This window comes from Halalkalibacterium halodurans (assembly GCF_005671335.1).
Classification (GTDB): domain Bacteria; phylum Bacillota; class Bacilli; order Bacillales; family Bacillaceae_D; genus Halalkalibacterium; species Halalkalibacterium halodurans.
The window spans coordinates 2,786,492-2,810,060 of the sequence record NZ_CP040441.1 but is presented as its reverse complement, the minus strand read 5'-3'; the positions used below and the strand labels follow the sequence as shown (position 1 = coordinate 2,810,060).

Annotated in this window: 25 protein-coding genes and 1 riboswitch; of the genes, 14 read left to right on the top strand and 11 right to left on the bottom strand. The window is 43.7% G+C overall.

Translation table 11 applies throughout. From position 1 onward, the window contains the following. Positions 1-26 precede the first annotated feature (26 nt). Positions 27-569, bottom strand: coding sequence for a phosphatase PAP2 family protein (locus FED51_RS13595; RefSeq protein ID WP_138090596.1), 543 nt, complete (start codon positions 567-569; stop codon positions 27-29). Positions 570-945: 376 nt separating this feature from the next. On the opposite strand from FED51_RS13595, the gene FED51_RS13590 reads away from it, so the two are divergent. Next, positions 946-1,104, top strand: coding sequence for a YozQ family protein (locus tag FED51_RS13590; RefSeq protein ID WP_010898835.1), 159 nt, complete (start codon positions 946-948; stop codon positions 1,102-1,104). 115 nt (positions 1,105-1,219) lie between these two features. After that, positions 1,220-2,264, top strand: a protein-coding gene (locus FED51_RS13585) for an IS630 family transposase (RefSeq protein WP_138090594.1) whose coding sequence is annotated in 2 segments (ribosomal slippage) — positions 1,220-1,717 and positions 1,719-2,264 — 1,044 coding nt in all. Because the reading frame shifts where the segments join, the coding sequence is not laid out codon by codon here. A 49-nt stretch (positions 2,265-2,313) separates the two neighbouring features. On the opposite strand, the gene FED51_RS13580 is transcribed toward FED51_RS13585, so the two are convergent. Beyond that, a complete protein-coding gene (locus FED51_RS13580; RefSeq protein ID WP_010898834.1) occupies positions 2,314-2,769 on the bottom strand; it encodes a hypothetical protein in 456 nt (151 codons plus the stop codon). Between the two features lie 145 nt (positions 2,770-2,914). On the opposite strand from FED51_RS13580, the gene FED51_RS13575 reads away from it, so the two are divergent. Together FED51_RS13575 and FED51_RS13570 are read left to right on the top strand one after the other, a co-directional pair. After that, entirely contained in the window at positions 2,915-3,247 is a 333-nt protein-coding gene (locus tag FED51_RS13575) for a YtxH domain-containing protein (protein ID WP_010898833.1), read from the top strand. 295 nt (positions 3,248-3,542) lie between these two features. Beyond that, complete coding sequence (locus FED51_RS13570) at positions 3,543-4,658, top strand: mechanosensitive ion channel family protein (RefSeq protein WP_138090592.1); 1,116 nt, start codon at positions 3,543-3,545, stop codon at positions 4,656-4,658. A 65-nt stretch (positions 4,659-4,723) separates the two neighbouring features. On the opposite strand, the gene FED51_RS13565 is transcribed toward FED51_RS13570, so the two are convergent. The 5 genes from FED51_RS13565 to FED51_RS13545 all read right to left on the bottom strand — a co-directional run bounded on the left by FED51_RS13565 (position 4,724) and on the right by FED51_RS13545 (position 9,371). After that, positions 4,724-5,716, bottom strand: coding sequence for an ABC transporter substrate-binding protein (locus FED51_RS13565; protein WP_138090590.1), 993 nt, complete (start codon positions 5,714-5,716; stop codon positions 4,724-4,726). Then, positions 5,713-6,465 carry an ABC transporter permease gene (locus FED51_RS13560; protein WP_053430840.1) on the bottom strand — a complete coding sequence of 251 codons (753 nt, stop codon included), beginning with the start codon at positions 6,463-6,465 and terminating at the stop codon, positions 5,713-5,715. The genes FED51_RS13565 and FED51_RS13560 overlap by 4 nt, the downstream gene beginning before the upstream one ends. Further along, on the bottom strand, positions 6,462-7,211 hold the full coding sequence (locus FED51_RS13555; protein WP_053430841.1) for an ATP-binding cassette domain-containing protein: 750 nt from the start codon (positions 7,209-7,211) through the stop codon (positions 6,462-6,464). The genes FED51_RS13560 and FED51_RS13555 overlap by 4 nt, the downstream gene beginning before the upstream one ends. Further along, positions 7,204-7,878, bottom strand: a complete 675-nt coding sequence (gene tenA / locus FED51_RS13550) for a thiaminase II (protein WP_053430842.1) — start codon at positions 7,876-7,878, stop codon at positions 7,204-7,206. Before tenA ends, FED51_RS13555 begins: the two co-directional genes overlap by 8 nt. A 209-nt stretch (positions 7,879-8,087) precedes the next feature. Beyond that, a complete protein-coding gene (locus FED51_RS13545; RefSeq protein WP_053430843.1) occupies positions 8,088-9,371 on the bottom strand; it encodes an acetylornithine deacetylase in 1,284 nt (427 codons plus the stop codon). A gap of 99 nt (positions 9,372-9,470) precedes the next feature. Next, positions 9,471-9,577: riboswitch (TPP riboswitch) on the bottom strand. A gap of 203 nt (positions 9,578-9,780) precedes the next feature. Between FED51_RS13545 and aceA the strand changes: the two genes are divergently transcribed. Further along, positions 9,781-11,064, top strand: a complete 1,284-nt coding sequence (aceA, locus tag FED51_RS13540) for an isocitrate lyase (protein ID WP_053430844.1) — start codon at positions 9,781-9,783, stop codon at positions 11,062-11,064. Positions 11,065-11,148: 84 nt separating this feature from the next. On the opposite strand, the gene FED51_RS13535 is transcribed toward aceA, so the two are convergent. Together FED51_RS13535 and FED51_RS13530 are read right to left on the bottom strand one after the other, a co-directional pair. Beyond that, a complete protein-coding gene (locus FED51_RS13535; protein ID WP_053430845.1) occupies positions 11,149-12,651 on the bottom strand; it encodes a gluconokinase in 1,503 nt (500 codons plus the stop codon). Between the two features lie 17 nt (positions 12,652-12,668). Then, positions 12,669-13,523, bottom strand: a complete 855-nt coding sequence (locus FED51_RS13530; RefSeq protein WP_053430846.1) for a MurR/RpiR family transcriptional regulator — start codon at positions 13,521-13,523, stop codon at positions 12,669-12,671. A 180-nt stretch (positions 13,524-13,703) separates the two neighbouring features. Between FED51_RS13530 and gnd the strand changes: the two genes are divergently transcribed. The 8 genes from gnd (at position 13,704) to FED51_RS13490 (ending at position 21,391) form a co-directional block, all read left to right on the top strand. Then, on the top strand, positions 13,704-14,600 hold the full coding sequence (gene gnd, locus FED51_RS13525; RefSeq protein ID WP_010898823.1) for a phosphogluconate dehydrogenase (NAD(+)-dependent, decarboxylating): 897 nt from the start codon (positions 13,704-13,706) through the stop codon (positions 14,598-14,600). 66 nt (positions 14,601-14,666) lie between these two features. Then, positions 14,667-15,713: a TRAP transporter substrate-binding protein gene (locus FED51_RS13520; RefSeq protein ID WP_053430847.1), complete on the top strand. Its 1,047-nt coding sequence runs from the start codon at positions 14,667-14,669 to the stop codon at positions 15,711-15,713. Positions 15,714-16,091: 378 nt separating this feature from the next. Further along, the gene (locus tag FED51_RS13515; protein WP_053430848.1) at positions 16,092-16,643 is read left to right on the top strand and encodes a TRAP transporter small permease; all 552 of its coding nucleotides are present in this window, start codon (positions 16,092-16,094) and stop codon (positions 16,641-16,643) included. 15 nt (positions 16,644-16,658) lie between these two features. Further along, positions 16,659-17,939 carry a TRAP transporter large permease gene (locus FED51_RS13510; protein WP_138090588.1) on the top strand — a complete coding sequence of 427 codons (1,281 nt, stop codon included), beginning with the start codon at positions 16,659-16,661 and terminating at the stop codon, positions 17,937-17,939. A 119-nt stretch (positions 17,940-18,058) separates the two neighbouring features. Beyond that, complete coding sequence (locus FED51_RS13505; protein WP_053430849.1) at positions 18,059-18,955, top strand: AEC family transporter; 897 nt, start codon at positions 18,059-18,061, stop codon at positions 18,953-18,955. 156 nt (positions 18,956-19,111) lie between these two features. After that, positions 19,112-19,834 (top strand): 2,3,4,5-tetrahydropyridine-2,6-dicarboxylate N-acetyltransferase, encoded by a 723-nt coding sequence (dapD, locus tag FED51_RS13500; RefSeq protein WP_053430850.1) that lies wholly within the window; start codon positions 19,112-19,114, stop codon positions 19,832-19,834. Between the two features lie 110 nt (positions 19,835-19,944). After that, complete coding sequence (locus FED51_RS13495; protein ID WP_053430851.1) at positions 19,945-21,060, top strand: N-acetyldiaminopimelate deacetylase; 1,116 nt, start codon at positions 19,945-19,947, stop codon at positions 21,058-21,060. Positions 21,061-21,142: 82 nt separating this feature from the next. Further along, a complete protein-coding gene (locus tag FED51_RS13490; RefSeq protein ID WP_010898816.1) occupies positions 21,143-21,391 on the top strand; it encodes a YkuS family protein in 249 nt (82 codons plus the stop codon). 90 nt (positions 21,392-21,481) lie between these two features. Here FED51_RS13490 and FED51_RS13485 read toward each other — a convergent pair whose 3' ends face one another. Next, positions 21,482-21,724 (bottom strand): hypothetical protein, encoded by a 243-nt coding sequence (locus FED51_RS13485; RefSeq protein ID WP_053430852.1) that lies wholly within the window; start codon positions 21,722-21,724, stop codon positions 21,482-21,484. A 123-nt stretch (positions 21,725-21,847) separates the two neighbouring features. Then, positions 21,848-22,678 (bottom strand): mechanosensitive ion channel family protein, encoded by an 831-nt coding sequence (locus FED51_RS13480; RefSeq protein ID WP_053430853.1) that lies wholly within the window; start codon positions 22,676-22,678, stop codon positions 21,848-21,850. 302 nt (positions 22,679-22,980) lie between these two features. Between FED51_RS13480 and FED51_RS13475 the strand changes: the two genes are divergently transcribed. Further along, positions 22,981-23,532, top strand: coding sequence for a peroxiredoxin (locus FED51_RS13475; protein WP_010898814.1), 552 nt, complete (start codon positions 22,981-22,983; stop codon positions 23,530-23,532). Positions 23,533-23,569: the final 37 nt, after the last annotated feature.

The following is a 23,569-nucleotide window of genomic DNA, read 5'->3' as shown; positions in this document are numbered from 1 at the left end:
AAATCCCCCCACTCATTCATTTCTACTCACACAGCTCCGGTCGATGAAAAGAAAAGGTATGAGAACAAGCCGCAAATAAAACCGATGATCGCTCCGATTAGGACATCGGAAGGGTAATGGAGCCCTAAACGGATTCGTGACCAGCCGACAAGGAAAGAAAGGGGTAACAAGATCATAATCAAGAGCGGGGATAAGATCATGAACGGTGTCGTAACGGAGAAAATAGCCGTCGTATGTCCAGAAGGAAAGGAAGGATCTTTTAACGGTTTTTTTGGCACAAAGGCGCTCGGCAATACAAGGTATGGGCGATTACGCCTGACGATATGCTTTAAAAAAAAGACAATACAATGACTGATAATCAATGAAGCTACGGCGGCATAGGCTGTTTGTTGGATAAGCCCGGCTGAAAATAAGCTTAAGATAACGACGGTAGAAATCGTACTGATCGCGCCACCAAGATGAGTAATCATCGACATCCAGCGGTTGAACGTAATGGCCTCTTGTTTCCCATTAAGCAGTTGAAACAATGTACAATCGGTTTGTACCATCCATGAACGTGATCGCTCCACTCCGATCCCCCCTGAATTGAATTAGAACATTGCTTTACTATCATCCTATCAAGAAAATATTGAGAAATTGTCAAGAAAAGTTAAAAGTCATTTTGAATTTTGTAAAGGCCGTTCAGGGTGCGTCTACAATAAAAAGAGCACCCGCTTATTAAGAGGTGCTCTTTTTCATAAGGAGGTAAAACACCCAGCATGCTCTGGATGATTATGGGCGTCCCTCATAAGTTGAAACTTATGAAGGTAATACCATCTTATGCGGCACATCTTCCAAGGGTCGTACAGATGCCAAGGAAATGGAAAAATATACGTTTGCTCATATTGAATGGAACAACCGATACGTGACACACTATTTTTTAACAAAATGGATGGAGGAATGATCATGGGTAAAGAAGATCAACAGCATGAGCAAGTTTCAATGAAAGAGCAAACCAATGGAAAAATGTCAGGGAATGACCTCACACATGAACAAGTGGAGGACGTCTATATGGAAGGGACAATTGAAGATAAGCTTGACCGCGGCGGGGAAGAGCGTAAATAAACAAAAAGAGCCAACACGGCTCTTTTTTCATGATATATAAGTTGAATTAAAGGATTACAATTACTCTCTGTTGAAATATAAGGGTAACACTTACCAATGAACGGAGAGGAACGAGATGACCCATTCACGTCAACATGAAATCGAAACCTTGCTTACAGCGATGAAAACGACCAAAGATAAACGAATGTATGAACGTTATCAAGCGATTTACTTTTATTTACAAGGCTATTCTAAAAAAGAAATCACAACCATGATTGGGCGTTCCGAAAAAACTATCTATAACTATGTGAATGCCTACAAAGAAAAGGGACTAGATGGCTTAACCATGGGACAATCACCTGGAGCGCCACGCAAATTAACACCCGAACAAGAACAGGAATTGGCTCAAGTGATTGCGACCAAACTTCCCGTAGATGTTGGCTTCCCAGCTAAGTATAATTGGACGTTAAAGATCATTGCTTCATTTATCGAGAAAAAATGGAACCAACCGTATACTCTTCGTGGTGTCTCTCGACTTTTACACGATTTAGGCCTTAGTTATACCAAACCGACTTATACGCTGGCAAAAGCTGACCCGTTGAAACAAAAAGAGTTTGTGGAAGAGACGTTCCCTGCCTATAAAAAAACTCTTAAATGAGGAGATTGACCATCTTCTCTTTCAAGATGAGTCGATGATTCGGGATTACCAAGCTCTTCAATACACATGGTTTTTAAAAGGCAAGCAACGAATCATTCCGACTTATGGAAAGCACCAGGGTGTCAAACTCATCGGTACACTTAATTATGAAACGGGAGATGTGCTTTGTGTAGAAGAAGAACGATACGATGCCGAAGCGTTTCTTCGTTTTCTTCAAAAGGTATTGAAACACTATCCGACCGGTAAGATTGTCATGGTGTTAGATAATGCCCGTATTCATCATGCGAAGCTGATTGAACCTTTTTTGCGTAACCACCAACATCGTTTAGAATTGGTTTTTTTACCACCTTACAGCCCTGAGTTAAATCTCATTGAAGGGTTATGGAAATGGCTCAAATCAGACGTAATTAATAACCTTTTTTATTCCTCTGTTAAAGAGATTCGAAGAAATGTGCAAGCTTTTATTCGTGAGTTAAATGACTCACCTAGAAAAGTTATTGATCGATTGTGCATTCGATTGTAAAAGATAAATTCAACTTATATAGTAAAAATAATTTCCGAAGATCTCAGGCTCATTCATCATCTTCGTCTGTTGGTTCAGGGACTTCGCCAAATGTCATACCGACGACTTGATCACTAAATAAAAGCATTTGCTGCATTTTGATCGTTTGTTTTGAGACGAACGGTTGGATCGAGACATTCTTTAAAACGAGAACTTCGTGAAAGTCTTTTACTTTGATCTCTTCATGTCCTGGTATTTCTTCTTGGCGGGCAATAAATTCTTTTCCCCTTTCAGATAAAAACGGGAAGATGGCCTCATCTTCTTCCTCCCATTCATCAGAGTGGAAGCCTGAAAGAGAATTTACGACGTCTGCCGTCATCACCGCAAAATGAGTGAGAATAAAAAATTTTGACTCTTCACTAATGAAATCTTCTTGTTTAAATTTTTGAAAACGCTCCCAAAATCCGACGGTTTGAACGTAGCGGAAATCAATAATGTTCTGAAGTGCTTTCGGACGTTTGCTCATGCCGTATCACATCCTTTTCTCATAAATAAGACGATCTTTTTATTTATTCCTTTTTCAGCGAAAAATGAAACTATAACGGGAACTCACATATTCAATCCATTTTTGTTAACACTATATGTGACAGAATGAGAAAGGAGTACAACCTATGTTTCAAAGAAGAAGAAATTCAAGCATGAACGGCATGTTTGTTGGTGCTCTTTTAGGAGGAGTCGTTGGCGCGGCTAGTGCCTTGTTGTTTGCCCCTGAGCGAGGAGAAGTCACTCGTAAAAATATGATAAAGCAGTTAGACGGTCTTAGACAAGGGAAAGTAACCGCGACGATGATGGAAATCGGGAATGAGTGGAGCGATGATCTTGCACAAACACTTAAAGGACAAAAAGGCAGACACTCTAGAAGGCAAAGAGAAAATCAAGAGGACAATCAAATCGGTGAAATGATTCGCGAAGTTGTCGAAAATGAGCTACCTCCTACTGAGTAAGGAGGAGCTTTTTTTGTAGGAGTGAAAAGTGGCAAGTCCTTTAAAACAAAGAAAGCCTAAAATGAGATGCCAAGCGTCAATCATCCTAAGCCCAAGCGATTCGTTTAACTTTGTTGCTACGGTTGCTGCTGCAGCGGGCTTTTTTGAAACTGTCTCGTTCAAACAGAAAAGGATTATGTTTTTCTAATACAATCGTCAGCTCTATCTGTGCTAAAATAGTAAATTAGAGGAGAGAAGATTAGATGGCTTGCACATCCGGTTTGTTAACAATCGAGAGAGAAAAGTAGGTGTTACCATGAATTCATATTACGCGAGACAATGGGAACGTTTTGTTCAATCGTTTGAACGGTTTAACTGGCAAGACTATCTTATACCCGTTGCGATTTTTATCATCTTTCTTGTATTTCGAAAAGTATTTACGAAGTATATTTTTAAGCTTATTTTACGGCTAGCGAAAAAGTCGAAAACCGACGTCCTTACAAACTTGTTACTTTCCTTTGAGAAGCCGTTGCGGGCGTTTTGGATTATTCTCGGAACATACTTAGCTCTTATGGCTTTGCCGTTCCCCGTGACAGCTGTCGCCTTTGTAGACCACTTGTACCGTTCGCTATTAATTTTACTTTTAGGATGGGGATTTTTTAATTATACAGCGGCCCATTCGACGATCTTTTTAACAATTGCCAAATGGATGGATCTTGATGAAAACAGTATGGTTATCCCGTTTTTGTCCAAAATGCTACGGTTTATTGTCGTGGCCCTCACCATTCTGATCATCCTTGCGGAATGGGAGTTTAAGATCGGTGGCTTTATCGCAGGTCTAGGCTTAGGGGGATTGGCGTTTGCCTTGGCCGCACAAGATACGATCGGCAATTTTTTCGGCGGGGTCATTATCGTGACTGAAAAGCCATTCTCGAAAGGGGATTGGATCCAGACGCCAACTGTTGAGGGTGTGGTTGAAGATATAACGTTCCGTAGCACGAGAGTTCGCACGTTTGCGGATTCGGTGGTAACCGTTCCGAACTCAACGCTTGCAAGTGAACCGATTACGAACTGGTCCCAGATGCGAAAACGACGGATTACGTTTAACCTTGGACTTGAATACGCAACGACGAAAGAGCAGCTCCAATCGGTGCGAACGAAAATTGAAGCCTATTTGCGTCAGCACGATCAAGTGGATCAAGAGGTGATCATGGTTCATTTTAGTGAATTTAACTCCTCTAGCCTCGATATTTTTATCTATTTCTTTACGAACACCATCGTCTGGTCTGAATGGTATGTGGTGAAAGAAGAGATCAACTTAAAAATCATCGAGATTTTAGAGGAAGAAGGAGTATCTGTTGCGTTCCCGAGCCGCAGCGTGTATATGAAGCGAGAATCAGAGGATGAGATCTTACCTCCGCAAGAGCGTTAGAATCAAAAGAAAAAGACCAATAAAAAAAGGCAACGTGCTTGATCGGCACGCTGCTTTTTTACTTATCAATCCGTAATGGGTGAAAAGGCGTCTTCTGCAACAACAGGTTGTTCGAGCCAGTCATGAGCATCTAGCCAACTAATCACTTCTTCCCAAGATTCAGCATCTTGTCCACCAAACGGTCCATTCGGATTTTCCATTTTCTCTAGCAATATGGAGAGGCTTTCCTCTTCTACTTCTTGAATAAGCGGGAAGTTTGCCTCATCTTGGTTTGTGAGGAGCACATTCAACGCTTCATCAGGATTCTCAACCATCCATTCGTACCCTTTTGATGCTGCACGCCAAAAGGCCGCAAGCACTTCCCCAGACTCTTCAACGTATGCTTCATTTGAAATAAGCACGAGCTCATCATACTCAGGCACACCATAATCAACGGGATTGAAGTAGGAAATGTCGTGCCCTTCGTGCTTTAACACCGGGTATTCGTGGTTGATGTATGTTCCGACAACGGCATCGGCACGACCGCTCACGATCGATGCTCCTAATTCGAAGCCGACGTCCATTAAATGGACTTGCTCATAATCACCTCCAGCAGCTTCCACCATCGTTTTTAAAATCGGTTCATTGACTGGGATTCCTGGGTAGCCAACCGTAAGTCCGACTAAGTCAGCAGGTGAATCGAAATCTTGTTCAGCCAAAAACATCACATGATTGAGCGGGGAACGAACGACGGATGCAACAGACACAACCGGCAAGTCTTTTGAACGGGCCAAAATCACATCTGGTTGGTAGCTAAGCGCAAGGGGAATCGCCCCGCTCGCTGTCAGTTGAATAGGATCGGTTGGATTCGTAGGGAAGACGATGTCCACGTCTAATCCTTCCTCTGCAAAATAGCCATTTTCGATCGCAACATATAAGAACGTGTGGACGGCATTTGGATACCAGTCGAGCATCACTTCAACCGTCTCTAATGCTTCATCATCAGATGCTGTATTCGTTTGACAGCTTGCTAAAAAAAGAATCGCTAAAAGCAGACTTATGATTTTAAATGATTTCATTGTTTTTTCCTCCAAGGTAGTAAGATGTTCTCTAGCTTTTTAATTGCAGCAAAGCCTAAAATCCCGAGTAACGATAAGATGAAAATCGGTGCGAAAACACCGGGTCCGTCAAATTGAGTCATCATTCTTCTGCTGAAATAACCGAGTCCTTCGTTAGCACCTAACCATTCACCAACAGCAGCACCAATGACCGCCAAAGGAACAGCGATGCGAAGGCCTGTTAAAAAGGAAGGCAGCGTCGATGGGACGAACAGTCGAAAAAACAACTGCCTTTTCGTCGCTCCCATCGTGTAAAACAGTTCCTCATACTGGCGGTTCGTACTCTTCAATCCATCGTACGTATTTACTGTAATCGGGAAAAAGGTCAACAAAACCGTAACGGCGACTTTACTCCAAATGCTGTAGCCGAACCATAAAACGAAAATCGGCGCTAGTGCAATAACAGGAATCGTTTGACTAGCCACTAGCAACGGATAGACCGCTCGTTCGACCCGTTCGTTCCAAAACATAAGCAAGGAAAGGAGGATTCCGAGTACGATTGACAGGGCCAATCCGATTGAGATGATCGCCAAGGTAGCAGGTAGATGGGTAAAGAACAACGATTCCGAAAGATCAATCGTACGCATGACGATTTGGATCGGTGAGGGGAGAAGGTACGGTTGACCGATCATACGAGCGCTAATCTCCCATATCACCATGAGCATTAGAAAGAAAAGAGTAGGTTCGAGTGCTTGATAGGATCTTTTCATCGCAACGACTCCTCTATCAATAAGGCACGAATGTCTTTTTTTAATGAGGACCGGTGTTGCTCCATCTCTTCTGTGGTTTCCATTTTACGCCTTAAGTCCGGCGGCACTTGAACTTCAGTAAAGCCATGAAGAGGCTGATTCGTAAAAATGAACAGACGGTCAGATAGCAGGAGGGCCTCTTCAATATCGTGGGTGACGAGCAAAAGCGTTCGTTTTTCCTTTTCCCACATCGATACTAACCAGCGGTGCATCGACGTTTTTGTCAAACTATCCAATGAGGCAAACGGTTCATCTAGTAGTAGGAGTGTTTCGCTTGTTAATGTCGCACGTAAAAAAGCCGCCCGTTGTCGCATTCCTCCAGATAGGGCATCAGGATAAAGAGATTCGGTCCCTACTAAACCGAACCGGTTGAAAAAAGAAGCTGCAATTATTTTGGCTTCTTTTTTGTCTTTTCCTTGAATTTCAAGGGGAAGGGACACATTTTCTAAAATCGTGAGCCAAGGCAACAGTAAGTCTTGCTGTGGCATGTAACCGATCTTTCCTTGAGCATGACAAACAATCGTCCCTTGATCGGGTGATTCTAATCCGGTGATCAAGCGAAACAGTGTGCTTTTCCCTGAACCGCTTTTTGCTAAAATCGCAACGATCTCATTTTCAAACACAGTAAACGACAGTCGCTCAATGACAGGTGAGGAGGAAGAGTAGGCAAAGGAAACCTCCTCGAACGTTAACAGCTCTTTAACCATTGTAGTTCCACATACGTTCGTTGTACGCCATGTCCCAAAACTCGTTTTCCAATCGACTTGTCGTTAGGAAGATCGTCTCTAGCTTGGCTTTTTCTTTTGAAGATAGCCCTTTTGCCTCCTCATCTAGCATTTGAATTAACCAATCGGCGAGCTCTTTGAATTCATCAGAAGCATAAAGCTTGATCCATTCGCCATAAAAAGGATGATCAGAAGCACCAGGGATGCCTTTGAGTTTGACCCCAATTTCGTAATAGCTCCATGTGCATGGAAGAACCGCAGCGATTAAGTCAAGCAACGAGCCGCGCTGTGCTACATTAAGCATGTAGCTCGTATAAGCGAGGGTTGTCGCGGCTGGTTCAGTTGCCTCCAGTTCCTCTGCCGAAATGCCGAGTCGTTTTGCATACGCTCGGTGCAAATCCATTTCAACATTTAACGTTGCGTGGAGAAGCTTGGAGAACGTTGACATTGTTTGTAGGTCGTTTCCTTTCAATGTCCCAAGGGCGAAAAGGCGCGCGTAATCGATCAAATACAAATAGTCTTGCTTCATGAAAAATTGAAATTTCGACTTCTCTAGTGTGCCGTCACCAATCCCTTGAACAAATGGATGGTTGTAACCAGCCTTCCAAATAGGCTGAGCTTTTTCATACAAACTGGCTGCAAAAGACATACGAATACCTCCTTATTATTTTCACTATAAGTATGAAAGTGATTAAAGATTAAGCAATACGAGCGCTTCAGTCATTAAGACTTGGCGTAAGCTAGTTTTTCTCATAAGTAAAGAAAGGATCACCAGAGACTCGCACCAAGCGCCAAAAGCGGGTACCTTCCCGAGGGGGCATTCTCGTACTTCCTCTCTCCGATCTTTAGGTCCAGTCCCTACGCTTTTCTAAGATGGCACCATTCATAGATGAACGTCAGCAATGTTTTCGTATATTGAACTAGTTCAGCAATTTCTAGCTCTTCATTGACACTATGGGCATCTTCAAGTTTCCCAGGCCCAAAGAGCAAGGTCGGAATGCCCGCTTCAGCCAACCATCCTCCGTCGGTTACGGTCTGTGACATGCTCGTTTTTACCTCTTCACCTGTTAAATGGTAATGAATTTTTTTTAGTAGTTGCACAGCGTCACTTTGTTCATCAATTTGAAAGGCAGGGAAAATCTCTCCTTTGTCTTCTATCATGGAAGTACCGCCCCATGAGAAGGATGGCGGGTGCTCCCTCATCCAAGGATCTGCTTTGGCTACGTGCAAAAGATGCTCTTCGACTTCACGGACGATCTCTTCATAGGATTCATGCGGGTAGTAGTGGATAGTAATCCATAGTTTGCATTCATCGGCGATAAACGCAGGGTGACGGCCGCCTTCGATAAAGGCAGGGTTAATGGTGTTCATCCCTGGCGGAAAACCTGGGCTCGATTTGGTAACGGCCCAATGACGCTCAAGCTCTTGTAGGCCTTGAATGAGCTTCATCATTTTTTCAATGGCGCTCGCGCCAAATTCTCCTCCACCAGCATGGATCAAATTCCGTCTTGTTCCGTCGTGAAAGGTAACAGGACTTTTAACCGTAATCCAGCCTGTGATCACACCACCTTGGCCTTGAATTTCGCAATGGCTCGTATCGCTGACGATGGCAAGATCAGCTGTGTACCCTCTTTCACAACAACTTTTTGTCCCCGCCTCGCCAACCTCTTCACCGACGACAGATTGAAAGATCAGGTCTCCTGGAAGCTGAATATTGAACGCATGTAGCGTTTTCATCGCAAATAAACAAGCGGCAAGACCACCTTTCATATCTGCCACTCCACGACCACGAATCACTCCTTGGTTAACGGTTGCTTCAAACGGCGGTGTTTTCCACTCTTCCGATTCATCGACGGCGGCCACGTCGATATGACCGTTTAAAATCAGGCTTCGATATGATTCGCTATATGTACCTTTTAAGATTGCTACAACGTTAGGATCGTTTGGATAAACGTCCCACATGTCTACATTACAGCCAAGCTTCTCACAATACGTACGGATATACTGTTGGGCGTCAGCCGTATTTCTTGCTGGAGGGCTTGGGGTTGGATAGGCGACAAGCGTTTGAACGAGGGCAAGTAGCTCCTCCTTGTTTTTGTCGACATGAGCTAGTAACTCTTCGATAACCGACAGCTTAAACACCTCCTAGATTCATTGAACGGACAAAATAAAAAGCCACTGTCTAAAAAAGAAGTGGCTTGTAATCATCGTTCAATTTCAATCAGTTCCATAAATGAACAGTAATGACGATGGCCACTTCCCTTCGCTAGTATTACCTAGATCAGGTGAATGAGGGTTAAGATGCTAAAAAACATCTCTCTCAGCGGTTTGCACCCCTAGTGGATTCCTATGAAGTTACATTTAGGTTAGCATAATTCGAGCAGATTTGACAATCATTTTTCATTGTGTCGAAAGAAAGTTCAAAAATGTTAGAAAAAAGTGGTTGTCATCGCAATCAATCTGTTATATTATAAAGTCATAAATCAAATACTGTATTATTACAGTTGTTGTCAGGTAATCCTGACGAAAAATGAAAAAAGGGGAGAGTATGATGAGTGGATGGCAAGAAACAGCGGAAAAATTAGAGATGTCTTGGAGCAATGACGTGCGGTGGCAAGGAGTGGAGCGTCCATATAGCGGAGAGGAGGTAGTCAAACTACGAGGCTCGCTTAAAATCGAGTATACCCTTGCAAAGACTGGGGCGGAAAAACTATGGAAGCTACTCCACGAAGAGGATTACGTGAATGCCCTCGGTGCGATGACTGGGGGACAGGCGATCCAACAAGTAAAGGCGGGTTTGAAAGCGGTTTATTTAAGTGGATGGCAAGTAGCAGCAGACGCCAATCTAGCAGGACATATGTATCCAGACCAAAGCTTATATCCTGCCAATAGCGTTCCAAGTGTCGTAAAGCGGATCAATCAAGCACTTCAGCGAGCTGATCAAATTCAACACCTTGAAGGGGAAGGAGAAGTGGATTATTTCGCGCCAATCGTAGCTGATGCGGAAGCTGGCTTTGGTGGTCAATTAAACGTCTTTGAGCTCATGAAAGCGATGATTGAAGCAGGAGCTTCTGGGGTTCACTTTGAGGATCAACTCGCTTCCGAAAAGAAGTGTGGTCATTTAGGCGGAAAAGTTCTCATCCCGACGCAGACGGCAATCCGCAATTTAGTATCAGCAAGACTAGCAGCAGATGTTATGGGAGTGCCGACGATTTTGGTCGCCCGGACCGATGCAGATGCAGCTGATTTAATTACGAGTGATATTGATCCAGCAGACCAACGTTTTATTACGGGAGAACGAACGCCGGAAGGGTTTTATCGGACGAATGCAGGTATTGAGCAAGCGATTGCTAGAGGCTTAGCGTACGCTCCATATGCGGACCTCATTTGGTGTGAAACATCAAAGCCTTCGTTAGAGGAAGCGAAGCAATTTGCCGACGCGATTCATGAGAAATTCCCTGGAAAACTACTTGCCTACAATTGTTCGCCTTCATTTAACTGGGAGGCAAATCTAGATCGGGCGACAATCGAAACATTTCAACAAGAGCTCGGTAAGATGGGGTATAAGTTCCAATTTGTCACGCTTGCAGGCTTTCATGCACTGAACCATAGCATGTTTGAGCTTGCATATGGCTATAAACAACGGGGGATGGGCGCTTATTCTGAACTTCAGCAAGCCGAATTTGCCAGTGAAGTAAAAGGTTATACTGCAACGAGACATCAACGTGAAGTGGGAACCGGTTATTTTGATCAAGTGGCACAAACAATCACAGGGGGAACATCATCAACGACTGCACTTACTGGTTCGACCGAGGAAGCGCAATTTCAAAAATAAGGGAAATCAGCCACTACATTTTTTTGTAGTGGCTGTTATAATACAAGATTATTATTGATAGTTTGATATAAAACAAAAAGCTCGTTATTTCCGAAGCATCGGAAGAGAGGTGGCTAATTTTTCGTAAAACGTGAAATTTTTTTCATAGACGAGAGAATGTTCAGTTACAGGAAGAATGGAATTGGTCATCGGGACACTATTTTTAATGGCTGCTAGGGAAGGAACTTCTCCTAAAGCATATAAGCTATACCACGCCGCTCCCCATGCTGCGCTTTGGTGGCTTTTTGGCAACAGTAGTTCTTGATTAAACATGTCGGCCGCTATTTGAAGCCAAAACCTTGAACGTGAAAAACCACCATTGGCAAACAAGCGGGTCGGTCTACCGCTCATTTCTTTCAGCGTTTGCCCGACATGATAGAGACTAAAGATCGTCCCCTCTAATGCAGCGCGAATCATGTCTGGTTGATGATGTGACATTCCTAATCCGACAAAACTTGCCCGGGCCGCTCCGTCCCAAATAGGGGCACGTTCTCCATTTAAGTATGGTAGAAACAGAACGCCATTCGCCCCAGCTGGTGATTGTTCGGCAAGCCGAAGCAGCGAATCATAGCTCGGTGTGAAACTAGCATTTTTCTCAAGCCCATTTATCGCAAATAGCTTCTGTAGCCAATGTAATACGATACCGCCATTGTTTGTCGCCCCGCCTGAAACAAAAAGATGGTCATCGACACGATAACAGAACGTGCGTTGATGCTCGTCGACCATTGGACGGTAGGACAGTTGACGAATGGCGCCGCTCGTTCCAATCGTAATCACGGTATCCCCTTCCCCAGTAGCGCCAACTCCTAAGTTAGCAAGTGGACCGTCAGTGGCTCCCACAACAAAAGGAGTGGAAGGAAGAAGGCCAAGTTCATCTGCAAGTGCAGCACTCATACCATAAAGGGTGTACGTTGGTGGAACAGGCTTACCGAACTGTTCAGAGGAAAGCTGTAAAAGCTGTAAAGCCTCCACGTCCCACACGCATGCGTCGATGTCGAACATCCCATAGGAAGAGGCTGTTGCATAATCGACTACATGCTCGTCAAACCATAAAAGGCACAAATATTCTTTAATGGAGGCGAAGGAGGAAGCCTCTATAAAAGGCGGGTATTTCTTCTGTTTCATCCATGTTAATTTGCAAAAAGGTGTCATCGGATGAAAGGGGGTTCCCGTTCGTTTCATGAATTGAGAACTGAGTGACAATCTTAATTGTGCTGCTTGCTCGCTGCTCCTTGTATCCGCCCAGATGATGGCGTTGGAGAGCGGTTGTTTGTCTTCATTTAAACAAATGATGGAATGCATTGCCGACGAAATACCGACAGCAGTTACGGCACTAGGGGAGACGGATGTCCGTTCCATGAGTACGCGGATTGCCTGTTTACTAGCGTTGACAATTTCGTCTGGATCTTGTTCAGCCCAGTCTGCCTGAGGTCGGAGAATAGGGTATTCGACCTCCAGTTCTCCGATCACAGCACCATCATAGTGAAACAGTACAGCTTTTGTACTTGTTGTACCAATATCTAATCCGATTACATATCGATCATTCATAGTTGTACCCCTTTTTTCTACATTCTTTTCAGTGAAATCGCTTTTCGCATGTTATGCAAAGAGTTTTTCATTTCATCCTTTCGCCTGATGCTTACATTGACATAGAGGGCATCAATGATGCTTAATTGTGCCAGGCGAGATGCCAATGCTTCAGAACGGTATTCAGTCTCCTGGGAAACAGTATAAAGGGCGATATCCACTTCTTTGCTTAATGGTGTTTTTCCATACGTGGTGATCCCAATCGTTTTCACCTGATGACTTTTCGCTACTTCTAACGCTTGGAGCAAGTCGCGATTCGTCCCTGAATGAGAAATGAAAACAGCCACATCTTGCTTCGTTAATTGTGAGGCGGACATGACTTGAAAGTGTGAATCATGATAGGCGGCTGAAGGGATGCCTGTCCGCAAAAATTTATGGTGGGCATCTAACGCAATCACCCCTGATCCACCATTACCGTAAAATTCAATTCGTCTTGCATGGAGAAGGTAGTCGACGGCACGCTTGAAAGACTCCACATCCAGCACTTGCATCGTATCTTCAAGCGTTCGAATGTTCGATTTAAACACTTTATCGGCCACCGTTTTTTCATCGTCATCTTCTTGTATGGTTTCATGGATGTCTTGGATGGGCGTGACGATTTCAGAGGCTAACGCAATTTTCATCGCCTGATAACCTTGGAAACCTAAGCGCTTACAAAAGCGAAATACGGTTGCTTCTGCAACGCCTAAATCCTCAGCCACTTGATTGATTGTGGAATGGATCATCTTGTTAGGGTTGGCTAATATATAATCGGCCACTTGCTTTTCTTTTTCACTAAAGCTACTATAGGAAGCTCGAATTCTTGGAAGGCAATGCTGTTGCTCGTTTGACATAGGCGTCACCACACTCTCTTTCCATTGATTAGATCAACTGCCGTTTACTTATAGTATAAAAGAAAAAAGCGAATAAAAAAATATTTTTTCACAAAAAACTATTGAAAAAGAAATTTTTTATCATATAATGTGGAGACAAGGAAATAATTTTTCATACTTTGTGGAGTGAGGAGTGTCTGCATGGAGATTGGATTAATCGGTTTAGGACGAATGGGGTACAATTTGGGCCTCAATATCCTTGATCACGAACATCAGCTTGTCGCTTATGATGTGAATCGTGAAGCGGTAAAAGAAATTGGCTTAGCTGGTGCAAAAGAAGCTGATTCGCTAGAAGAGCTCGTAAGCAAACTATCAGCACCACGCAAGATTTGGGTCATGGTTCCAGCCGGGGATATAACAGAAAATGTCGTTTCACAGCTAAGCTCTCTTTTGGACGAAGGGGATGTTGTGATTGATGGCGGGAATGCGAATTATAAGGATACGTTACGCCGTGCAAAGCAATATGAGGCGAAGGGGCTTCATTTTGTGGATGCAGGAACAAGCGGTGGCATTGACGGGGCACGTGAAGGTGCTTGTTTAATGGTGGGAGGAACGAAAGAGGTTGTTGAATCTTTAGCCCCCCTATTAAAAGAAATCGCAGTAGAAGATGGATATTTATATACAGGCCCTGTCGGTAGTGGACATTTTTTAAAGATGATTCATAACGGCATAGAGTACGGCATGATGCAAGCGATTGCAGAAGGGTTTGACCTGTTAGAAAACAGCCCGTTTGACTATGATTACGAAGCGGTAGCAAAAGTGTGGAACAACGGTTCGGTCATCCGATCATGGCTGATGGAACTAACCGAATCAGCCTTTTCAAAGGATGCGAACTTAGAAAAGATTCGCGGTGTGATGCATTCGTCCGGTGAGGGAAAATGGACGGTGGAAACCGCGCTAGATTTACAAATCGAAGCGCCTGTAATCGCTTTGTCATTAATGATGCGCTATCGTTCCTTACGTGATGATACGTTTTCAGGGAAAGTGGTTGCCGCTTTAAGAAATGAATTTGGTGGGCACGCAGTTGTAAAAAGTTGATCATATAGGTTGCCCAATTGGCAACTAGAAACATAAAAACATGTGATAGATATAGGGGGAACAAGAATGAAAAAACTTATTCACATTGGCTGGGTTAGCATACTTTCTGTTATGTTAGTCGCTTGTGGCACGAGCAATGAAACGTCTCAAGGAAATGAAAGCGCTTCAAATGGTGAAGCGAACGGTGACGTGTTAACGATTCGTGCGGGTATTGGGCTGAACAGTGAGCATCCTCAGTACAAAGGCTTGGAAAAATTTAAAGAACTCGTGGAAGAACGATCGGGTGGACAAATGGTTGTAGAAACCTATCATAGTGGCCAACTTGGTGATGATCGTTCAATGATGGAAGCGCTACAACTAGGCTCACAAGAAGTGACGGTGCCTTCAACCGCTCCTGTGGCCAATTTTGTTTCCGAATTTTCCGTATTTGACTTCCCATTCCTATTCCCTAGTAGTGATGTTGCCGACGAAGTGCTCGACGGAGACGTCGGTCAAGCGCTCCTCCAAAAGCTAGAAGAGCAAAATTTAGTCGGCCTTGCGTTCTGGGAAAATGGATTTCGCAATGTGACAAACAGTAAAAGGCCTATCGAGACGTTGGAAGACTTCAATGGTCTAACGCTACGAACGATGGAAAACGATCTACACCTTGAAGCCTTCCGCGCCTTAGGAGCCAATCCAACACCGATGGCATTCACAGAACTATTTACGGCCATGCAGCAAGGGACGGTGGATGGACAAGAAAACCCGTATGCTACGATTTATTTAGAAGGGTACGCGGAAGTGCAAAACCATGTGTCCAATACAAATCATATTTACAGCCCATTTGTATTCATGATGAGTAAACCATTTTTTGACGGTTTAACGGAGGAGCAACAAGAGATTGTTCGCGAAGCAGCGCTCGAAGCAGGCCAATATCAAAGAGAACTGAACCGTGAAGCCAATGAGACGTATTTAAGCAGTCTTGAAGAAGCAGGAATGACGTATACGGAGATTTCCGAAGTTGAGCGGATGCGAATGATCGAAGCCGTAGAGCCTGTCATCGATAAGTACGCTGAGCAAATTGGAACAGATATTGTACAAGCAGTCTATGATGCGATAGAAGCAGCACAGTAATACGTGCGGGCGCAGATGAGAGGATCTGCGTCCGATCCTTCTTGCCCGTTAAGAACGTTTAACGTTTGTAAGGGTTAATGATAAGAAAAACAACGGCTGTCACTATAGAGTGCGGCTACTATCCAAATTTTTTAACTATGTAAAGTACAGCTAAACGGGATGTCTTCCACAAAGCGTCAAACGAGGCGACTTTTCGGCAGCGTCTTATGATAGCGTTCACAAGCTCAACGTGATCTTTCCCTTCGTTGCTTGTGCCAATTACTACACTTTTAAGACTTTTCGAAGAAGGAATGGTAGAAGTATGGATCTTCAGGCAAGGGTCCATAGTTTTGCACTTCTTTCTATATTAAAAAAGATTTTGACGTAAGGTGGGATTTCATGAAGGTCATCCGTTGGCTTGATGAGCATATTGAAGAATTTTTTCTCGTCTTTTTTTCAATCGTTATGGTCGTTGTTATTGCGGTACAAGTGTTTATGCGTTATGTTTTATCCTCGTCCTTGTCATGGTCTGAGGAACTCGCACGTTATTGTTTTATTTGGCTTGTTTACTTCGGAATCAGTTATGGAGTTAAAAAGCAAAGGCATATTAAAGTAGATGTTGCGCTCCTTCTCTTGAAAGAGTGGGGGAAGATTGTGCTGCAAATAGGTGCAAATCTTTTATTTTTAGGCTTTGCTCTCTTTGTGATTTTCTACGGAGTAGACATTGCCCAGCGTCTCCTATCATTTGGTCAAACCTCTCCGGCTCTCCAAATTCCGATGGGACTCGTCTATTTAGCTACACCGATCGGGATGGGGCTTACGGCACTCCGTCTCGTACAGCAAATAATGAAGCAATTCAAAGCATTAGCAGGAGAGGGTTCTTTTAAAGTAAAAACGGAACAAGAAATCATTTTGGAAGAGCAGTCTTCTGATAAAGGGTCAAGGGATTAGGAAGGTGGATGACAGATGACGGCCGCTGTATTATTTGGAAGCTTTGCATTGTTACTACTTTTAAGTGTACCGATCGGGATTGCATTAGGGTTAGCGACATTATTAGCTATTCTTTATTCAGGGACGATTCCGCTCGAATTTTTAGCTCAGGGCTTGATTACATCGGTTGATTCTTTCCCGTTAATGGCAGTTCCATTTTTCATATTAGCAGGCGAAATCATGGCGCGTGGAGGTGTGACAGATCGACTGTTCAATGTGGCTAATGCCCTTGTCGGCAATCGCACAGGTGGTTTTGCGATCGCAACGGTGATTACGTGTATGTTCTTCGCCGCAATTTCTGGATCCGGTCCAGCGACGGTAGCTGCGATCGGAGGAATTATGATTCCAGCTATGGTGAAACATGGATATGACAAACGGTTTGCTACTGCTTTAGTGGCTGCAGCTGGTTCGTTAGGTGTGATCATACCCCCAAGTATTCCAATGGTCATTTATGGTGTATCGGCGAGTGCATCGATCGGAGGTTTATTCGTAGGAGGCATTATTCCCGGTTTAATGATTGCGGGCGCTTTAATGGCCTATGCCTACTATTATTCTCGTAAAAAAGGGTATAAAGGATCTACCGAAAAAACATCGTTCAAACACATCCTCCAATCGGTCTGGGAGGCTAAGTGGGCGTTAGTCATTCCGTTCATTATTCTTGGTGGGATTTACGGCGGCGTGTTTACCCCGACGGAGGCGGCCGTTGTTGCCGTTGTCTATAGTCTCCTTGCAGGTTTCATTTTGTATAGGGAGCTCACGATCAAACAGCTTCCTCGTGTGTTCGCAGATGCTGCTCTCACAACAGCGACAATCCTAATCATCGTTGGCTCGGCAACAGCGTTCGGTCGATTGCTTACGATCGAACAAATTCCGAATCAAGTGGCTGATTGGATGTTAACGATATCTGAAAACAAAATCATATTAATTTTATTGATCACGATTCTCTTACTTGTGGTAGGCTGTTTTATGGATACATTGGCAGCGATTATTATTTTGACACCAATCTTACTTCCCATTGCTGTAACGTTAGGGTATGATCCGATCCATTTTGGCATGATCATGGTTGTCAACCTGGCGATTGGCTTTATCACACCGCCTTTAGGAGTGAACTTGTTTGTCGGGTCAGGAATCTCGGGAATAAGCATCGAGTCGTTATCAAAAGCGATTGTCCCGTTTTTCCTTGTGATGGTTCTGACACTCTTTATTCTCGTATTTGTTCCACGATTAACGCTTTATTTAGTAGAGTTACGAGGCTAATGAACAGCCCGTTCCCGAAGTTGTTCACCGCTTCGGGCTCTTTTGTTCATCTTCAGTGTGGACCGTGCGGTAAAACGCTCTAAGTTACTGCGATGGCTGGGTAAGGGAGAGGAGAGAACATGACGATTTTCTTTCAAGTTGTCCTTCCCGTCATTCTCGTGTTTTTTATTGGTTTCATCGTTCAAAAATGGCGGGATGTTGACATTAAACCGATCTCTACGGTAGCGGTCTACATTTTGACTCCATCCCTCGTGTTTCGGACATTTTATGAGGCAGAGCTGAACTTGCAATACTTGTACATGTTCCTATTTGCTATGCTGCTTTTGTTCGCTTTGATTGCAATCAATAAAGTGTATGCGGTTCTTCGCGGTTATTCTCAGGCGACAGAGAGTGGGTTAGTTCTTTCTACTGCCTTTATGAACTCGGGCAATTACGGGGCACCGATTATTTTGTTTGCCTATGGAAACACTGGATTTGCTTTTGCTGTCTCCTTTATGGTGCTTCAATCGGTCATCATGAATTTTTTCGGTGTTTACTATGCCGCGCGCGGAAAGGCAGGGGTTCGTATGGCGATACGTGCGGTGATGCAAATGCCAGCAACGTATGCTGTTATTGTGGCGCTTGCGTTTCAAGCGATTCCAGTTGAGATACCTGCAAACTTTTTAATGACTGTCGATATTATTGCAGAAGCGGCTGTTCCGACCGTTATGATTATTCTCGGGATGCAGCTAGCGATGATTAAATGGGAGCATTTCGATTGGAGTAAGATTACATATGGAACGATTTTACGATTGATCGTGTCTCCACTCATTGCTTTCGGTATTACGCTAGTATTCCCGTTTGATCCGCTGCTTGCTAAAGTGCTGATCGTCTCTGCCGCAATGCCTTCTGCTGCAACGATCGTGATGTACGCTGTTCAGTTTCAGGCAGAACCGCGCCTCGTGACAAGCATCACGCTCATTACAACACTGTTCAGCGTTGTGACCATTACAGTACTTTTAGCGATCTTAGGTTAATTCCATTCATCTATTTTACGGTCGTGATTGCATTTTTTTTGCTTGGGCACTATCATTAAATAGTGCCCGTTCAAAAACAGATGGATGACTTATGCTACAATGAGATGGTCCAACACTTTGAACGACTTGAACGATACATAACGAGGAGGAAATGATATGAAGATGATGGATGCGAATGAAATTATTCAGTTTATTTCTAATAGCCAAAAGACAACACCTGTAAAGGTCTATATTAAAGGCGACTTGGAAGGTATCGATTTTGGAGCTAATACAAAATCGTTTATCAACGGCCAGACAGGTGTTTTATTCGGTGAATGGAGTGAGATTGACGCTGCCCTAAAAGCGAATGAGGCTAAAATTGAAGATGTTGTCGTCGAAAATGATCGTCGCAACTCTGCCATTCCACTCCTCGATTTGAAAAACATTAAAGCTCGCATTGAGCCAGGTGCAATTATTCGTGATCAAGTGGAAATTGGCGATAACGCCGTGATTATGATGGGTGCAAGCATCAACATCGGGTCTGTGATCGGCGAAGGAACAATGATCGACATGAACGTTGTTCTCGGTGGACGGGCGACAGTAGGTAAAAACTGCCATATTGGAGCGGGCTCCGTATTAGCTGGGGTCATTGAGCCACCTTCTGCTAAACCGGTTATCGTTGAGGATGATGTCGTGATCGGTGCGAACTGCGTCATTCTTGAAGGGGTAACAGTTGGAAAAGGCGCTGTTGTTGCTGCAGGAGCTGTTGTAACGGAAGATGTTCCGCCAAACACAGTCGTAGCAGGAACGCCTGCTCGGGTGATTAAAGAGATCGACGAGAAAACAAAAGGCAAAACAGAAATTAAACAAGAGCTTCGCCGTTTGAATGAAGATAACTAAACAACGTGTGGCTTTACTCAAAATGGGTAAAGCCCTTTTTTCACGATCAGTTAGATATCATTTCGGAAAGATTTTACGACAAGACCAGTTCTTCAAAAAGGGGGAAATGTATGGAACCGTCATTAATCGATGTGCGAAGAGCGTTGCATCGCATACCTGAGCTTGGGTTTGAAGAATATAAAACACAGACGTATTTGCTAGAACTCATTCAATCACTCCCACAAGATTTTTTAGAAGTGAAAACGTGGAAAACAGGCATCCTCGTTCGTGTCCGAGGTCGAAAGGGTGAGAAAACGGTTGCTTACCGTGCGGACATGGACGGATTACCAATAACCGAAGAAACAGGGTTACCATTTGTTTCGCAACATGAGGGGCGGATGCATGCTTGTGGTCATGATTTACATATGACGATTGCTTTCGGTCTGCTTCGTCATTTTGCCTATCACCAACCTGAGACTCACTTGCTGTTTATTTTTCAGCCAGCTGAAGAAGGGCCTGGTGGCGCGAAACCGATGCTGGATTCAGAGGAATTCCGTATGTGGTGGCCCGATGAGATTATTGCTCTCCATATTGCCCCGGAATATCCAGTAGGGACAATCGCCACACGGAAAGGGCTGTTATTTGCAAACACGTCTGAGCTTTTCATTGACTTAAAAGGTCAGGGAGGCCATGCCGCCTATCCTCATCTAGCCAATGATATGGTTGTTGCAGCTAGTCACCTCGTCACACAGCTTCAATCGGTTGTTTCTCGTAACGTGGATCCGCTTGATTCGGCTGTTGTGACAATCGGGGTGATTAAAGGAGGAACGAAGCAAAATATTATTGCGGAAACGGCGCGGATCGAAGGGACCATCCGAACGTTGTCGATTGAGTCGATGAAAAAGGTGAAAAAACGAATTGAAGCACTTGTTTCAGGGATCGAAATCGGATTTTCATGTCAAGCATCCATTGATTATGGCTCAAATTACTGTCAAGTGTGGAATGACGAGGAGCGGGTCGCGCGTTTTATAGAATACTCGCAAGGAAGAGAGGGCGTCACGTTTATCGAATGCAGCGAAGCCATGACAGGGGAGGATTTCGGTTATTTTCTCGAAGAAATTCCTGGCTTTATGTTTTGGCTTGGTGTCGATACAAACTATGGTTTGCATGATGCTCGTTTGAATCCAAATGAGGATGTATTGTCATTTGCCGTCCAGCATTTAATAGGATACATCGAAACATTGTAGCAGAGAAATAGATAGAAATGCATGAAAAAAAAAGGGTCGTTCATACTAAGGAAGAAAGATGATTATTTTGGAGGTGTGAGCGATGCCAAAGGTCGGTGTCGAACAATCATTGACAGCTATTTCAGAAGAGCTTCGTGGGATGGGATATGATGTCGTTCAGTTGAAGCAGGAGCAAGATGCTCAAGGCTGTGACTGTTGCGTTATCACAGGCCAAGATCAGAATGTAATGGGAATTCAAAATGCTGTGACACAAGGCGCTGTCATTAATGCAAGTGGGTTAACAGCAGAAGAGGTTTGTCAGCAAGTAGATCAGCGCTTGCGGCAGCAATAAATGATCAGAAGAAAGCACTCGCTGTTGTCGGGTGCTTTTTCTCACATATTAGGGTCACCACCCCTTTTGCCCAGATAAGTTAAGTGCTCGTTATCGAACGTGGTGACAATGATAGCTCGTGGTTTGTTCAGAGGTGCCCCTTTGTTGCGAGGATTCTATATTTACCTGCAGGGAGTTTACACTTTTTCCAAGTTGTTGGATTTTGTTACTTAGTTCATTAAGGGTAGTATCCACTTGCGAAAATGTACTCTCGAGTTTGTTCACCTTGCCATCAAGCCAATCGATGGTTTCGCTTAATTGATACAACGTTTGTTTCAATTGTGAGTCGTTCACTATGTCAACCTCCTTCTTTTAGCTATGTTTCATTATCATCACATATATGGAAAACTTTTATTGAACATTCATAAGAAAAAGCCATCTCTCATAATAAGGAGATGGCTGATTGATTCATCCCATTTACTTATGAACGTATACTTGGTGAGGATACGGAATTTCGATGTTATGGGCTTCTAGAGCCTCTTTCAGCTGTTTGCGTAATAGACGCTCGACACTCCATTGCTCCATATTTTCCGTTTTTGCAATGATGCGGATGACCACATCAGAATCGCCTAAATTTTGAACACCGATAACATCTGGACCTTCAATAATCCGTTCATCTTGTTCAGCCAATTGATCGCAAACCTTCTGCATGACGGAAATCGCTTCATCAATGTTATCGTTATATGAAATGCTGATGTCTACAAGCGCACGCATATTCCCGCGAGAATGGTTGCTAACGTTGGCGATGTTTCGATTTGGTATGTAGTGAAGGGTTCCATCAAAGCCGCGAATTAAGGCTGTACGCAAGCCGACTTCTTCAACGATGCCATCGACACCACCAGCCGTCACGTAATCTCCTACATCGATTTGCTTTTCCAACAAAATAAAAAAGCCTGTCACAATGTCACTCACTAAACCTTGTGCCCCAAAACCAATTGCCAGTCCAATGATCCCAGCACCTGCTATTAAAGCGGAAGGATTTAAACCGAAAATGGTGAGCAAAGTCGTTGCAAAAATAAACATGAGTGTATAAGAAAAAGCATTTAGTGAAAGCTTTTCAAGTGTGACGACCCGTCCAGATGAAAGCTGGTTATTTTTCGCCATCCGCGCAAAACTATTGGAAATGATCCGTTTCCCGATCGCACGCACGATAAGAAAGGCAATGACTGCAACGAGCACTTTACCAGCGATGATGAAAGTCGAAGCAAGAAAAGCCCCTGATGTTATATTTTCAAACCATAGGTTCATCGTATCAACTCCTCTTGGATGATGGGCTAGCCTCTCTTACTATAACCTCATTAAGTATGGACGAAACATGGAAAGAAGAGAAGGGCCAATGGTCGTAGACCCTTTGCTGGACTATCGTAGCGTAAAAAATTGTCACATTCTAAAAAGGGCTGATATCAAGGGGGAAAGAAGTTCAGTTATTATCAACTAATATCAATTATAAAAAAACATTTACTTCAAAGACATTGACTCCAAAATTTACTTCTCTTATAATATGGCTGTAAGACAACACTTTTGAAGATTTTTCGGGAGGTAGGTACATAATGACGGACAAGCGTATGGTAGCAAAGCAAGCACCTCGCTTTGAAATGGATGCTGTAATGCCGAACAAGGAGTTCGGAAAAGTAAGCCTCGAAGAGAATATGAAGAACGACAAATGGACAGTTCTTTTCTTCTATCCAATGGACTTCACTTTTGTATGTCCAACAGAAATTACATCACTCAGCGACCGTTATGACGAGTTTGAAGATTTAGATGCGGAAGTAATTGGGGTTTCAACCGACACCATTCACACGCATAAAGCTTGGATTAACACGTCTCGTGATGACAACGGCTTAGGAGACCTTAAGTATCCATTAGCTGCAGACACGAATCACGAAGTCTCTCGTGAATATGGTGTACTTATTGAAGAAGAAGGAATTGCACTTCGTGGACTATTCATCATTAGCCCAGAAGGCGAGCTTATGTATTCTGTCGTCAACCATAATAACATTGGTCGTGACGTGGATGAAACGCTTCGTGTTCTTCAAGCGCTCCAAACTGGTGGCCTTTGCCCTGCAAACTGGAAGCCAGGTCAAGAAACATTAAGCGTTTAATTTTGGACAAGCTACAGGTTCAATGGGGAGAGGTCTA

What these genes read in the sequence shown, in the direction of transcription:
- gnd (WP_010898823.1), top strand. Translation starts at nt 13,704, where the DNA reads ATGGAGATTGGATTAATCGGTTTAGGACGAATGGGGTACAATTTGGGC.
- FED51_RS13570 (WP_138090592.1), top strand. Translation starts at nt 3,543, where the DNA reads ATGAATTCATATTACGCGAGACAATGGGAACGTTTTGTTCAATCGTTT.
- FED51_RS13575 (WP_010898833.1), top strand. Translation starts at nt 2,915, where the DNA reads ATGTTTCAAAGAAGAAGAAATTCAAGCATGAACGGCATGTTTGTTGGT.
- FED51_RS13515 (WP_053430848.1), top strand. Translation starts at nt 16,092, where the DNA reads ATGAAGGTCATCCGTTGGCTTGATGAGCATATTGAAGAATTTTTTCTC.
- FED51_RS13580 (WP_010898834.1), bottom strand. Translation starts at nt 2,769, where the DNA reads ATGAGCAAACGTCCGAAAGCACTTCAGAACATTATTGATTTCCGCTAC.
- dapD (WP_053430850.1), top strand. Translation starts at nt 19,112, where the DNA reads ATGAAGATGATGGATGCGAATGAAATTATTCAGTTTATTTCTAATAGC.
- aceA (WP_053430844.1), top strand. Translation starts at nt 9,781, where the DNA reads ATGAGTGGATGGCAAGAAACAGCGGAAAAATTAGAGATGTCTTGGAGC.
- FED51_RS13495 (WP_053430851.1), top strand. Translation starts at nt 19,945, where the DNA reads ATGGAACCGTCATTAATCGATGTGCGAAGAGCGTTGCATCGCATACCT.
- tenA (WP_053430842.1), bottom strand. Translation starts at nt 7,878, where the DNA reads ATGTCTTTTGCAGCCAGTTTGTATGAAAAAGCTCAGCCTATTTGGAAG.
- FED51_RS13560 (WP_053430840.1), bottom strand. Translation starts at nt 6,465, where the DNA reads ATGAAAAGATCCTATCAAGCACTCGAACCTACTCTTTTCTTTCTAATG.
- FED51_RS13530 (WP_053430846.1), bottom strand. Translation starts at nt 13,523, where the DNA reads ATGTCAAACGAGCAACAGCATTGCCTTCCAAGAATTCGAGCTTCCTAT.
- FED51_RS13565 (WP_138090590.1), bottom strand. Translation starts at nt 5,716, where the DNA reads ATGAAATCATTTAAAATCATAAGTCTGCTTTTAGCGATTCTTTTTTTA.
- FED51_RS13520 (WP_053430847.1), top strand. Translation starts at nt 14,667, where the DNA reads ATGAAAAAACTTATTCACATTGGCTGGGTTAGCATACTTTCTGTTATG.
- FED51_RS13475 (WP_010898814.1), top strand. Translation starts at nt 22,981, where the DNA reads ATGACGGACAAGCGTATGGTAGCAAAGCAAGCACCTCGCTTTGAAATG.
- FED51_RS13480 (WP_053430853.1), bottom strand. Translation starts at nt 22,678, where the DNA reads ATGAACCTATGGTTTGAAAATATAACATCAGGGGCTTTTCTTGCTTCG.
- FED51_RS13535 (WP_053430845.1), bottom strand. Translation starts at nt 12,651, where the DNA reads ATGAATGATCGATATGTAATCGGATTAGATATTGGTACAACAAGTACA.
- FED51_RS13590 (WP_010898835.1), top strand. Translation starts at nt 946, where the DNA reads ATGGGTAAAGAAGATCAACAGCATGAGCAAGTTTCAATGAAAGAGCAA.
- FED51_RS13555 (WP_053430841.1), bottom strand. Translation starts at nt 7,211, where the DNA reads ATGGTTAAAGAGCTGTTAACGTTCGAGGAGGTTTCCTTTGCCTACTCT.
- FED51_RS13505 (WP_053430849.1), top strand. Translation starts at nt 18,059, where the DNA reads ATGACGATTTTCTTTCAAGTTGTCCTTCCCGTCATTCTCGTGTTTTTT.
- FED51_RS13510 (WP_138090588.1), top strand. Translation starts at nt 16,659, where the DNA reads ATGACGGCCGCTGTATTATTTGGAAGCTTTGCATTGTTACTACTTTTA.
- FED51_RS13490 (WP_010898816.1), top strand. Translation starts at nt 21,143, where the DNA reads ATGCCAAAGGTCGGTGTCGAACAATCATTGACAGCTATTTCAGAAGAG.